The sequence below is a fragment of the Helicobacter rappini genome, assembly GCF_900198625.1.
Taxonomy (GTDB): domain Bacteria; phylum Campylobacterota; class Campylobacteria; order Campylobacterales; family Helicobacteraceae; genus Helicobacter_A; species Helicobacter_A rappini.
Window position 1 is genome coordinate 16,929 of record NZ_FZPK01000025.1, and the last position, 12,783, is coordinate 29,711.

Genomic DNA, 12,783 nt, shown 5'->3' on the forward strand with positions numbered 1-12,783 from the left:
AATGCTATTTCTTTATCTCTTTAGCGATTTTTTGTAATGCTTCATTCATAGCATGTTGCAGGGTGATGGCTGGATTTTCTCCCATTGCAGAGGTTGTTATGCTGCCTTCTTTTATGCGTTTCATATCATAGCCTAAAAGCTCATAAGTTAGATATACTTTTGCTTCATAATCACTTGTGCCTTTTACATATAAATCATTAATGCTAATACGCAGAGTATTTAGCCGCTGACTTAAAGGTGGATTCTGATCTATTTGTAAGCAATGATTTGACGCAATCTTTATGAAAGCATTTCGTGTCATATTCTTTGGCAAATCAATCCATTTATAATTTGGCAATACCTTAATCTCATTTTTCTCATTATAGAGTAAAATATCTTTGCTATCATAGGGTGAGAGGGCATTCACTTGTAAAGCAAAGCTATCTTGCTTCTTTTTACATTGATTTTCTAACTCTACATTATCAAGGCTATAAAAAGTCTGGTCTGGCAGGACTGACTTTAGATTCACATTTAAGCAACCTTGTAGTAAGGCTACAACTAAGATTATATAAAATCCTTGCATAAGATTTAATCGCATATTTACTCCTTTAGTTTCGTTTTCCAAGTAGTGTTTCATAAGGGTCTCGCTCCATTCTATCCATAAACAGACTTGCTTTCTCAAGGAAAGAATTTAGCGTTTGCAAACTATATCCGCTTTTATTAATAAGTGGTGTTAGAATCTCTCTCACATTAAAATCACCGCGTAATAATGCCTTGTCTAAATCTCTTAAAAGCTTATCTGCACTATTTAGAGTCTTATCAAGATTCTGTTTTGTGCCTTCCAGTGAAATAAGCATATTGCGTATATCTTCAATGTTTTTGCTATCTGTGATATTTTTCACATTGCTTACAATATCTTGTATATCATTTGTCATGCCTTGTGCGTTTTCTAGCAATTTACCAATGGCATTTTTTGCTAGATAGAGTGTGGCTTCATCTTCATCTTTAATGATATTGCCTTTTTCATTTTGTTTTAGTTTTAGATAGCTCATACCTACAAATCCATCAGAATCTATTACTAGCTCAGACCCTTCTCTAACAGGTATCTTTTTATTAATAGCAACATCAATTTGCACGACACCTACATCATCTTTTTTAAATCCCATGTGAGTTACACTTCCCACGCTAATGCCTTTATATTTTACAGGTGTATTGACACTAATGCCCCCTACCTCATCTTGTGTATAGACATGATAAATCTTCACTCTTCTATCATCAATGCCAAAGCGACCAATCCAAAAGATAAACGCAATCATTGCAATCGTTAAGATACAAAAAATAAGCCCAATAAGTGTATAATTAATATTTCTCTCCATACAAATCCTTTATTTATATTTCCAATATTTCTCACCACGCGTAGAATGAAAAAGGCTATTTTGATGCAAACCATTATTTGCTTCTTTTGCAAACTCGTCTAGTGTGCCGCTAAACTCAATCTTTTTATTACCAAGCAAGATAAATCTATCAGTTACATCTTTTATACTATCTAAATCATGTGTAATCATAACTATCGTTACGCCAAACTTCTCTTTTAAAGAAGCGATCAAATCATCAAATTTACATGCACTAGCAGGATCTAGCCCACTTGTTGGCTCATCTAGGAATAAAATCTCAGGCTCTGTGCATAATGCCCTAGCAAGTGCCACTCTTTTTTTCATACCACCGCTTAATTCATTCACATATTTATTACACACACTTAAATCAAGCCCCACATTATGTAGCCAAAACTTTGCTATTTCAGGATACAAGTTTGATGGAAAATATGAGTATTCTTCAAGCAGACTTGTTACATTTTCAAGCACATTTAAAGAGCTAAAGAGAGCGCCAAACTGAAATACAACGCCCATTTTTTGCATGATAGTATGCTTTTTAGAATCTTTTAACTTCCAAATATCAGTATTAAGGATATTAATACTCCCAGAAGTTGGTCTATGCAAGAATATAAGCGTATGTAAAAGTGTCGTTTTACCACTTCCACTGCCACCAAGTATAGAGAAAATTTCACCCTTTTTCACATGAAAGCTTATAGAATCATGTATCAGCGTATTGCCATAATGTGTAGTGAGATTATTAACTTCAACGATATTACTCATAGATTATACCTTGTGAAAATGAAAGAGAAAATCGCATTTGCCATGATAATCCAAAATATCGCATTCACAACACTCATGGTTGTCATTTTGCCAATGGATTGTGTATCGCCCCTGCATTCCAACCCACGAAAGCACCCAACAATGCCAATAATCGCACCAAATACAGGGGCTTTTACCACGCCTATCCAAAAATGCGTAATTGACACCGTTTCATAGAATCTTTCTAAATAAGTCTCAAAGCCAATATTAATGCTTGTCTTAATCGCTACCATACCACCAAAAAGTGCAATCGCATCAGCAGCAAATACCATTAAAGGCATAACGATAATAAGAGCTAAGATTCTAGGGATAATGAGAAAATAGAATATATTAAGATTCATAGCTTTCATAGCAGATAACTCTTCTGTAAGTCGCATAGACCCAAGCTGTGCGGTAAAGCTTGATGCACTTCTACCAGCAATCACTAAGGCAAGGATAAATGGTCCCATCTCACGCAAAGCAAGCTTTGCAGTCGTATCAACGCTCATAATCGGCACACCCATAGAGTTTAGCTGATATGCCCCTTGCAGTGTGATTGCATAACCAATAATAAGTGAAGTCATAAGCCCGACAGGCAACGCCTTAAAGCCTTGCTCATAGATATGATAAATAAGGGATTTAAAACGAAAATTTGATGGCTTTAAACAACCAAGCATAAAGAAATGTAAAAACATACCCATGAAGTTAAAAAACGATAAAGCGGTTTGATAAAAACTCACACACCACTGCCCTATAAAGCTAAAAAAGCTAGAAAAAATATTAAGCCTTTTTGGTCTATATGGAGTGCTTAATACTTCTTTCATTATGGCATTGTCATTATTTTCTATGGCGTTATAGACTTCACCATTAAGAAGCAGCGTGTAACGCTCTGATAAGAGAAAAGAAGTAAGACGCGTAGTCTGCATACTATCAACATAGATATATACATCTTCTATTTGACTAGATTCTAAAGTATTACGCAAAAGCAGCATGAAGATAATGCCAACCCTTGCATTTTGAAATACAATATGAATATCGCCTGTGTATTTTTGCACTTGAGCGCGCAAGGCAGTAATGTAGGCTTGCTGCACGAAGCTATCCCAATGCCCCTCGATAATAATGGCATTTGAAGGTGGCTTCATAGTATTAAAACGCGCACATATTGCTTTACTCTCATCATCTGAAATAAACAAAAATTATCCTTAAAGATTCTATAACACAAAACGAACAAGCAAGTAGCCACCCCAAATAAAAGCAGCAAACAACATACAAACAAACTGCAAACTACTGCCAATATCCTTTGCATCTCGTGCAAGTGGATGAAATGTAGGCTGGACTAGGTCAATAATCTTTTCAATAGCTGTATTCACTAACTCCGCAAATACCATAAAAAACAAAGGCAAAACTAAAAAAGCAATCTCAAAAAAATCACGCCCCAAAAAACACGCAATAATGAAAAATAACACAAACACAATAAGGATTTGTCGAAATGAGACTTCTTCACTCACACAAGCTTTTAATCCCGCTAGAGAGAAAAAGAAAGCCCCAATAATCCGCTTTACCCCTTTTTTACCGCTTTTCACTATATGCCTTTATTATTAGATTTACGAAGATTCTATAAAGGCTGTATCTTAACAAAAAAAATACATGTTTATGCAAATAATTTATAAAAATGCAATCTTATAGAATCATGACTTATAAGAAAATGCAAGAACAAATAATCAAAAATATCTTTATAGATGCAATAGCTTAGAATAAATAAAATTCGCACATTTTTGGCGTTAAACTACAGAAATGAGAGCAAATCTTACCTTCTCAATCGCAGGCTAAAATATGACAATGAAAATCCGCCTATTGCTAACACAATGAGTGATTTTTCAAAGTGTTATTATCATGCTATTTTTATAGCACTTGTTGCACGACTTTTTCAATCTCTGCTTGACTTTTTGGCTCGACTAGTCTTTCAGCGACTTCTTTGCCATTTTTGTAGAAAATGAGTGTTGGGATTCTTCTAATTTGTAGTGAATCCTTGAGTTGCTCTTCTGTGTCAAAATTGACTTTAAAAAAGCGGATTCTATCCTTATATTCATTTTCTAATGCTGTCATGATCGGCTCAATGCGTTTGCAGTCAGGACACCAGCTAGCCCCAACATTGACTATTGCCACACCTTCACTTGTCATACTAGAAAAATTGCTATGATTTAACTCTTGCATATACCTCTCCTAATAATTATAAACATTTGTAGCCCAATCACAGATGTATCATACAAACATGACAATACGGGCTACATGCTAAGATTATAACAAAATACTTTTAATTGTGATTTGTGTGAATAAAATATATAGTATTAGTTGTATTTACAAACGAAGTTTGTGTAAAATTTTGTTTCAAGATTTCTATTATACATGCAAAGGATTACATGCAACCACAAATTAATGGCATTGAGATTCTCACTCAAATATGCGAAACAAAAAAGAGAAAAATGCAGGAAAAGGGCATATCGCTTGGATATGATTTACCGCAAAAAAGGGAGTTTCCACTGATTTGCCCCACTTTGCTTAATGATAAATCTGCCCCATTTGTCATTGCTGAAGTGAAGCGAAAAAGCCCTACAAAAGGACATATCAGCACCATCACAGAGCCAACAAAACTTGCACAGATATATATAAATCAAGGGGCAAATGCAATTTCTGTGCTTTGTGAGGAAGACTACTTTCAAGGAAGTTTGCAGGATTTATATGCGATTAAAAGGGCATTTCCACAGGCTTGTATCTTGCGTAAAGATTTCATTTTACATAAAGATGAAGCAAGGGTTAGCTATCTCTTTGGGGCGGATATGGTGCTGCTTATAGTGGCACTTTTTGTTGATGATATGGAATCTTTTTGTGCTATATATGATGAACTCTTAGCCTATAATCTCACGCCATTAATAGAGATTCACACACTTGCTGAATACAATCTGATTAAGGACTTAAATCTTCAAAAAGCTATTGTAGGCATTAATACGCGGAATCTCAAAACCTTTCAAATCAATAAAATGGAGGCGATGAAATTACGCGCACAGATTCCAAAGCATATACCCATTATCTTTGAATCTGGCATACAATCAGAGTATGATAGCTTTATGGCTGGGAGTGGTGGATTTCAAGGGATTTTATGCGGCAGTTTTTTAGTAGAGCAGCTTGATAAAAAAGAAGCTTTTTTAGAATCTAGTGGGGATTTAGATTTGTCTTATCATGTAGATTCTAAACATACACCGCATCATAGCATCATACACGGATTCAAACAAGCATTCAGTATCGGTGCAAATAAGGCTATATTTTCTACTTTACTACAAAGATTCTATACAAAAAATCACTCAATGCAAAAAGAGTGCTATAAACCACTCATTAAAGTATGCGGTATTAATGATTTAGAGTTTTTAAAAGAGAGTGTGAAATACGCTGATATGCTAGGCTTTATCCTAACGCCAGAGAGTATGCGTTATGTGGATAGAAAGTTTCTACAAGAAGCACAAAAAGCGTTTAACACACATAAAGATTCTATACCTTTAAGGGTCGGTGTGGTTACGGATGAGTGTGTTGAGGTCGGTGTAAAATATTTAGAAGAAGGACTTATTGACTGCTTGCAACTGCATGATATGCCTATATCATTTTGCATTGAAAGTGAGATTGTAAAAGATATTGAATCTTTTTATGGACCATATCCCCTGCATACACTTTATGCGAGATTAAATGCAGGGCTTTTACCCTTTTATCCATCTATCAACTATAAGGAACTATTGCATGTAGAAAAAGGATTGCAAACACATTTTGCCTTATGGGATAGTAGTGCGGGTAGTGGGTGTGATATAGATATTGTGGCTATACAAGATTTTCTAGCAAAACACAAAACTTTGCAGGGGAACTTATGGTTAGCAGGTGGAATCTCTGCTAAAAATTTACAGACTATACTCACACTCAAACCTATGTTGCTTGATATATGTTCTGGTTTTGAAAGCCAAAAAGGCAAAAAAAGTATTCCATCTTTAAAGGAATTTTTTGATCTGTTAGATAGTCTATTTTAAGTTTTACAAAAAGTAAAGTTGTGTTATTGTCTTTAAGAATCTATAACTAGATAATGTTTCCATAAAAAGAAGTGTCTATCATCGGCATATCTTGATTTTTAACATTTTTTAGGGTAGAATACATACTTTTAATTTTTATCAGTCTAGTGATGACTGATGAATATTTGTGAATTAAAGGGAAATTATGGAACAAACACTATCTATTATTAAACCAGATGCGGTGAAAAAGAATGTTATCGGTAAGATTATCACAAGATTTGAGGACAATGGCTTGCGTATTGCGGCAGCAAAAAAAGTGCAGTTAAGCAAATGCGAAGCAAAAGAGTTTTATGCGGTGCATAAAGACCGCCCTTTTTATAATGATCTTGTGGAGTTTATGATAAGTGGTCCTGTGGTTGTTATGGTGTTAGAGGGAGATAATGCGATTGCGAAAAATAGAGAGCTTATGGGTGCTACAAATCCTAAAGAAGCAGCACCCGGGACTATACGCGCTGATTTTGCAGATAGCATTGATGCAAATGCAGTGCATGGGAGCGATTCTAAAGAAAATGCAGCTATTGAGATAGCCTTTTTCTTCGCAAAAAGTAAGATACTATAAGGTATTGTAGCATATTGGCAAATAGGCGGTTTTTGTGCGGATTGAGTTTAGAAAAATCACAGAAAAGCCAAAGCAAATCCATTTAATACTTGATAAAAAGCAAAGTGAAGTTATATTTGAAAACGAACATATAGAATTGCAAGGCGAGATTATGCGGCAAGATTCTAAACTTGCGGTATTTCGTGGTAATATTAAGGGGAATTTGCAGCTTATTTGCTCTTTGAGTGGAAATGAGTTTAATGCTGAAATTGATGAATCGTTGGTTTTGTATTTTTCAGATGGAATCTGGGAGGCACAAAGCCAATCAAAAGTCATCAATTCGCTTGATGTGATTGAGTTTTTTGATGGTTTCATAGATTTTGATTTTGTTTTAGCGAGCGAGATAGAATCTATACGATTAGATTATAATATTAAGGAGTAAGTCATGGCTGTTCCTAAGCGAAGAGTGAGTAAAACTAGAGCGGCAAAGAGAAGAACGCACTACAAAGTAAGACTAGCGACACCGGTAAAAGATAAAGATGGTAGCTGGAAACTACCGCACCATATTAATAAATTTACACAATCTTATAGTTAGGGCATTATGTTACAGATTGCATTAGATGCAATGGGTGCTGACAATGGCGTTGAGCCTGTCGTGTGTGGTTTGTTGCAAGCATTGCAAAATAGAAATTTTAAGGCATATTTAGTAGGCGATACTGCGTTGCTAAAAACTTCTTTAGATTCTAAGAATCTCTCGAGTGATATATTGCAACGCATTGAGTTATTGCATACTGATGACTATGTGCGTATGGAAGAGAAAGCAAGCGATGCAAATAAACGCACAACCACTTCTATATATCATGCCATTGGGCTTGTAAAGAATGATGAAGCAGTCGCATGTGTCAGCGCAGGACATAGTGGTGCTACAATGAGTTTAGCCACCTTGCAAATTGGGCGGATAAAAGGCGTTTCTCGTCCCGCTATATGCACTTGTATGCCAACGATAGAGAATCGATGCAGCATTATACTTGATGCAGGTGCAAATACAGATTGTAAGCCTGAATATCTTGTCGATTTTGCATTAATGGGCTTTCATTACGCAAAACATGTTTTGCACTATGAAACACCTAGCGTTGGACTCTTATCAAATGGCGAGGAGGATTCTAAAGGCAATGAACTCACAAAGCAAACCTTTCAATTATTGAGAGAATATAACTTTTTCAAAGGCAATGTTGAAGGATCAGACATATTCAATGGCTCTGTTGATGTTATCGTGTGTGATGGCTTTATGGGGAATCTTGTGCTAAAAGCAAGTGAGGGTGTCGCAAGCTCTATTAGCACGATATTAAAGGCTGAGATTAAAAAGTCTTTTATGAGTTCTTTAGGCTATCTTTTTGCAAAGTCAGCATTCAAAGCGTTGAAAACAAAGATTGATTATGCAGAATATGGCGGTGCTCCCCTGCTTGGCATTAAAAAGCCTGTAATTATTAGTCATGGCAAGAGTAATGCTAGGGCTATGGAATGTGCAATTTATCAGGCTATTGAAGCGTGTGATTCAAAAATATGTGATAAAATTGCAGAAGCATTTCAGTCTATGCAACGATAAAAAGTGATAATATAATGGCTATTGTTTTAAAGCCCATTGTGTTGTAAGCATTTCATTTTTTGCTTCAATATGTATCGTTACAAGTGTTTTTAAGGAAGAAGATATGTTCTATGCCTCTATCAAGTCTATCGCCTCTTATGTCCCTAGCAATTGTGTCCCGAATGATTTTTTTACGCAATTCTTAGATACTAATGATGAGTGGATTACACAACGCACAGGGATAAAAACACGCTATTTTGCAGATAAAGAACAGATGAGTAGTGATTTAGGCGTGGAAGCTGCTAAGATTGCTATTAAGAGAGCAAATCTTAGTCTAAAAGATATTGATTTAATCCTTTGTGCGACCATTAATCCAGACTTTTTTGCCATGCCCTCAACCGCTTGTATTATCGCTACAAAGCTTGGCATTGCTGATGTCCCTGCATTTGATATAACTGCAGCTTGCACGGGTTTTGTGTATGCCTTATCTGCAGCCAAAGGATATGTAGAAAGCGGAATGTATAAAAATGTCCTTATAATAGGTGCTGAAAAGACGAGCGCTGTGCTTGATTTTACCGATAGAACAACCTGCGTTTTATTTGGTGATGGGGCTGGGGCTTGTGTCGTTGGGAGAGGGGATAAAGTCGGCATTAAAGATATTCACATTTCTTCTGATGGGCAGTTTTCACACCTGCTTTGCACTCCAAAAAGATTCAATACTTTCACACAAAACGAAGCTCTAAGCATGTTTAGCATAGATGAAGAAGAGAGTAAAAATCAAGTCTTAAAAATGAAAGGCAATGAAGTATTTAAGGTAGCAGTAAGGACAATCGCAAAGGACGCACAAGATATTTTAGCACACAATAATATGAGCGCATTAGACCTAGATTATTTCGTGCCACATCAAGCGAATTTACGCATTATACAATCAGTTGCGAATACGCTGAATTTACCTGATGAAAAAATTATTCTCACCGTGCAAAAATATGGCAACACTTCTGCAGCAAGCATTCCTATGGCACTTGATGATGCTTATACAAGTGGTAAGTTTAAGCACAGAGATTTATTATTGCTTGATGCCTTTGGCTCTGGTTTCACATGGGGAAGTGCGTTAGTGTATGCTGATTTTGCATAGATTCTTTTGTGAGTTTCTGTGCAATAAAGATTCTATGATTGTGTCATTTTTTTGTGTTTTTTAAGGTAAAAATTAGAAAATGATAGTATAATAGCGGCTTTACATTTTTTAAAGGATAGCTATGCAAGTTATATTTAAGAACGGAGGCAAGCAATACAAGGCACAAGTGGGAGATATACTTCTGCTTGATAAATTGAGCCTTGAGCCAAAGTCAAAGCTAGAAATTAGTGAAGTCCTTGCTATCGTAAATGGTGAGGATTTGGTCGTAGGGAATCCATTTATTGCAAATGCAAAAGTGGAATTAGAGGTTATTAATGAAGGTAGAGGCAAAAAGGTTATTACCTTTAAGAAAAGAAGGCGTAAAGACAGCAAAACAAAACGAGGTTTTAGACGAGACTTTACACGCGTAAAAGTAACAAATATCATTAAGTAAGGAATGTTAGATGGCACACAAGAAAGGTCAGGGTAGTACGCAGAATAATAGAGATTCTGCAGGAAGAAGGTTGGGTGTTAAAAAATTTGGTTCTCAATTTGTAAGAGCAGGGAATATTATCGTGCGACAAAGAGGCACAAAGGTGCATGCAGGAAATAATGTCGGCATGGGCAAAGACCATACGCTTTATGCGCTTATTGATGGTATTGTGAGTTTCCAACAAAAAGATAAATACAGAAAAAAAGTTTCTGTTATCCCCTCTAACAGCTAATATATAATTAGCTCTTTCAAATATTTGCGACATGTTTTAATGTCGCTCTTTTTAGACTTTAGATTCGTCAGTCTTTTTATTAATAATGAATATTTCAATATTGTTTGTAATGGCAATAAGATCGTGCTTAGATGTAAAGTATAGTGTATAACAAATTTTATCTTGATTTAATATCATAGAAAATTGTAACAAATAAATTTGAAGTCAAAAAAGGGGATAATGAATGGCTCCGGATGCAGGATTCGAACCTGCGACCAAGTGGTTAACAGCCACCTACTCTACCGCTGAGCTAATCCGGAATGAAGTAAAAATAAAGATATAATTATATAGAAAATTTTATTAATAGTCAAGACTTAATGATAAAATTTTATAGATTCTAGTAATGATAAGGAATTTTATGCAATATAACAGGAAACTAAAACAATTCCTAGACGCACAATACTCTCTTTTTAACGCACAAATATACCTGCATTCACACCCAGACCCATTGCAAATAGCCCACAAACATAGAGATTTTATATATTTTGATGAATTGTGCTTGATCTGTGCTTTATATGCCTATGGTAACGCACAAATGATTGTAAAAAATCTCTCTTATACGCCCTTTTCTTGCTTGATTGACGCAGATTCTATAAAAGATATGCCACTAGATTTGTTTCCATATTACAGATTCCAAACACGAGAAGATACTAAAAATTGTTTTCTCATCATTGCTGATTTTATTAAAAAAGGCGGTATTAAATCGCTATTTTTAGAATCTTATACAAAACATTTTGATATTTTACATGCCATCAATCGTATTGAAAAACTAGCAAATGACTATATAAACGCACACAAGATTCAGAGTTATGGATTGCAATTTTTATTTGGTAACCCCTGCAATATGCAATCCACACGCAAACGATACAATATGTTTTTACGATGGCTAATCCGCAAGGATAACCTTGACTTTGGGCTATGGCACGAAGTAGATACATCGCATTTGCTTTTACCTCTTGATACTCATACTTTTAAGATCTCAAAGCAACTTGGACTTTGTAAAACTAAATCTTATAATCTAAAGGCAGTAAAAGAAATCACGCATACACTAAAATCCTTTGATTCTAAAGACCCAATAAAGTATGACTTTGCTTTGTATCGTATTGGACAATTAGGTTTGGATATTGTGTTTTAATCTAATTTATAGTGCATAGAATCTAAAACTTCTTTATATTCTTGCTTTAAAGATTCTAAGTTTTGAAAGAATCTTGTATCTTTTTTAGCCACATCTATCTCGCCATTATCGCCATAGCTCTCTCTGCGTAGTGGATTCTATTGTATTTGTGCAATCTTTATCGGTATAGATAGGGGATATTATGTTTACCCCGTGTCTTTGTCTATCTCCCCGTAGTATTTTTGAGATACCGCCTTGATTAAGTGTTTTTATGTTACTTTGTTTATTATCATTATTTCGGACATAGCACATATTTTTCGCACTTCCCAAACATACACCATTGAATTAAATTATCGTCTAAAAACTCCAAACCATATTTATCTTTAGGATTATATTTCATAACATCAGCAAACAGAAAAATAAATTTATTTCCCTGAAGTATTATATTATCTGTAGAATCTTGTATTTCCAAAACTATGCGTTCCATAGGGGTATAAGCTATTATACTCCTACTTTCTCTATCAAATTGCAATCCCTGCTCCTCAAACCATTCTTTGTTCTCACAAGTTTTTATCATCAATGATGTATTTGTGTCATACATAACAAATCTTTTGTCCCAAAAACTCCTACCTTTAGAATCTACTATATCCAAATTATTTGCATATAACCCACATAGGTAGATACAGAGTAAAACCATTGTTTTCGTTGTATATTCTTTCTAATTTGGGTTATGACAAGTTTCTTTTACAAGCAACATCACTACCCTTTTACGATAGCAATGTTGTCATTACCCATATCGAAAAAATACACATAATCACATTGAGTTTTCATATCAAAACCATAGTATATTTCCAAATATGTATTGCCTTTCCATACAAGTTTGACACAAGAGTTATCATCCTATGTCTTTTTTAAAGTTTTGTAGCGGAAGTTTCTTAAACAGCCATTCTTTACCCATATATTGAATAGAAGCCTCATGGGCTTCTTGTATATCCTTAGTCTTTATAATCACTCTTTGTGGAGTGCTACAACCAACCCATTTTTGCAATTCTGTCCAATTATTCCCATCGTATTCTTTTTTGCCTCTTCTATAAATTTTTGTTCTAAAGGACTACAATGTTCAAATAATGATTCTATATTCTGCTTATATGCGCAATCTACCCTATACCATTGCCATATATGCTCCTTACCAAAAGCAAAATGCTATTTTTTCATTTTAATCCTTTTTGTAAGATAAGTTTCTATGTATTTGAGTTACGACATAGTGCCTATTTATATTGTGTGCGGATTTTCCTTGTAGTGTATTGTTTTCGATATACAATTTATTTTTATCGCTTGTGCCTCTGTCTTTATGTCTTGTGCCAACTTCATAGAATAAATAATACAACTCTTATACCTTAAATGTAGGTGTA

General features: G+C 34.9%; 17 protein-coding genes and 1 tRNA gene. 9 read left to right on the top strand and 9 right to left on the bottom strand.

All coding sequences use genetic code 11. The features are described 5' to 3' along the window. Positions 1-4: 4 nt before the first annotated feature. The 6 genes from C6H17_RS06375 to C6H17_RS06400 all read right to left on the bottom strand — a co-directional run bounded on the left by C6H17_RS06375 (position 5) and on the right by C6H17_RS06400 (position 4,364). Positions 5-577: a hypothetical protein gene (locus C6H17_RS06375; protein ID WP_040462636.1), complete on the bottom strand. Its 573-nt coding sequence runs from the start codon at positions 575-577 to the stop codon at positions 5-7. Between the two features lie 10 nt (positions 578-587). Then, the gene (locus C6H17_RS06380; protein WP_005217085.1) at positions 588-1,355 is read right to left on the bottom strand and encodes an MlaD family protein; all 768 of its coding nucleotides are present in this window, start codon (positions 1,353-1,355) and stop codon (positions 588-590) included. Positions 1,356-1,364: 9 nt separating this feature from the next. Next, a complete protein-coding gene (locus tag C6H17_RS06385) occupies positions 1,365-2,132 on the bottom strand; it encodes an ABC transporter ATP-binding protein (RefSeq protein ID WP_004085798.1) in 768 nt (255 codons plus the stop codon). After that, the gene (locus tag C6H17_RS06390) at positions 2,129-3,343 is read right to left on the bottom strand and encodes an MlaE family ABC transporter permease (RefSeq protein WP_020995505.1); all 1,215 of its coding nucleotides are present in this window, start codon (positions 3,341-3,343) and stop codon (positions 2,129-2,131) included. The genes C6H17_RS06385 and C6H17_RS06390 overlap by 4 nt, the downstream gene beginning before the upstream one ends. A gap of 18 nt (positions 3,344-3,361) precedes the next feature. Further along, entirely contained in the window at positions 3,362-3,733 is a 372-nt protein-coding gene (locus C6H17_RS06395) for a diacylglycerol kinase (protein ID WP_005217089.1), read from the bottom strand. 319 nt (positions 3,734-4,052) lie between these two features. Then, positions 4,053-4,364, bottom strand: coding sequence for a thioredoxin family protein (locus C6H17_RS06400; protein WP_005217091.1), 312 nt, complete (start codon positions 4,362-4,364; stop codon positions 4,053-4,055). A gap of 206 nt (positions 4,365-4,570) precedes the next feature. Between C6H17_RS06400 and C6H17_RS06405 the strand changes: the two genes are divergently transcribed. From C6H17_RS06405 to rpmA, 8 genes are all read left to right on the top strand, one after another. Beyond that, entirely contained in the window at positions 4,571-6,217 is a 1,647-nt protein-coding gene (locus C6H17_RS06405) for a bifunctional indole-3-glycerol phosphate synthase/phosphoribosylanthranilate isomerase (RefSeq protein WP_005217094.1), read from the top strand. Positions 6,218-6,401: 184 nt separating this feature from the next. Next, positions 6,402-6,815, top strand: a complete 414-nt coding sequence (gene ndk, locus C6H17_RS06410) for a nucleoside-diphosphate kinase (RefSeq protein ID WP_005217096.1) — start codon at positions 6,402-6,404, stop codon at positions 6,813-6,815. Between the two features lie 76 nt (positions 6,816-6,891). Next, the gene (locus C6H17_RS06415) at positions 6,892-7,236 is read left to right on the top strand and encodes a hypothetical protein (protein WP_051355093.1); all 345 of its coding nucleotides are present in this window, start codon (positions 6,892-6,894) and stop codon (positions 7,234-7,236) included. A 3-nt stretch (positions 7,237-7,239) separates the two neighbouring features. Continuing rightward, a complete protein-coding gene (rpmF, locus tag C6H17_RS06420; RefSeq protein ID WP_004085779.1) occupies positions 7,240-7,389 on the top strand; it encodes a 50S ribosomal protein L32 in 150 nt (49 codons plus the stop codon). A 6-nt stretch (positions 7,390-7,395) separates the two neighbouring features. Next, positions 7,396-8,400: a phosphate acyltransferase PlsX gene (gene plsX / locus C6H17_RS06425; protein WP_005217104.1), complete on the top strand. Its 1,005-nt coding sequence runs from the start codon at positions 7,396-7,398 to the stop codon at positions 8,398-8,400. Positions 8,401-8,503: 103 nt separating this feature from the next. Further along, positions 8,504-9,514: a beta-ketoacyl-ACP synthase III gene (locus C6H17_RS06430; RefSeq protein ID WP_004085777.1), complete on the top strand. Its 1,011-nt coding sequence runs from the start codon at positions 8,504-8,506 to the stop codon at positions 9,512-9,514. A 121-nt stretch (positions 9,515-9,635) separates the two neighbouring features. Further along, the gene (gene rplU / locus C6H17_RS06435) at positions 9,636-9,947 is read left to right on the top strand and encodes a 50S ribosomal protein L21 (protein ID WP_004085776.1); all 312 of its coding nucleotides are present in this window, start codon (positions 9,636-9,638) and stop codon (positions 9,945-9,947) included. A gap of 10 nt (positions 9,948-9,957) precedes the next feature. Next, positions 9,958-10,218: a 50S ribosomal protein L27 gene (gene rpmA / locus C6H17_RS06440; RefSeq protein WP_004085775.1), complete on the top strand. Its 261-nt coding sequence runs from the start codon at positions 9,958-9,960 to the stop codon at positions 10,216-10,218. A gap of 224 nt (positions 10,219-10,442) precedes the next feature. Here the strand turns inward: rpmA and C6H17_RS06445 are convergent. Next, positions 10,443-10,517, bottom strand: a tRNA-Asn gene (locus C6H17_RS06445). A 98-nt stretch (positions 10,518-10,615) separates the two neighbouring features. On the opposite strand from C6H17_RS06445, the gene C6H17_RS06450 reads away from it, so the two are divergent. After that, the gene (locus C6H17_RS06450) at positions 10,616-11,392 is read left to right on the top strand and encodes a TIGR02757 family protein (RefSeq protein WP_020995506.1); all 777 of its coding nucleotides are present in this window, start codon (positions 10,616-10,618) and stop codon (positions 11,390-11,392) included. A 271-nt stretch (positions 11,393-11,663) separates the two neighbouring features. Here C6H17_RS06450 and C6H17_RS06455 read toward each other — a convergent pair whose 3' ends face one another. Beyond that, positions 11,664-12,023, bottom strand: a complete 360-nt coding sequence (locus tag C6H17_RS06455) for a hypothetical protein (RefSeq protein WP_233714100.1) — start codon at positions 12,021-12,023, stop codon at positions 11,664-11,666. 243 nt (positions 12,024-12,266) lie between these two features. Further along, positions 12,267-12,419: a hypothetical protein gene (locus C6H17_RS12170; protein WP_005217119.1), complete on the bottom strand. Its 153-nt coding sequence runs from the start codon at positions 12,417-12,419 to the stop codon at positions 12,267-12,269. Positions 12,420-12,783: the final 364 nt, after the last annotated feature.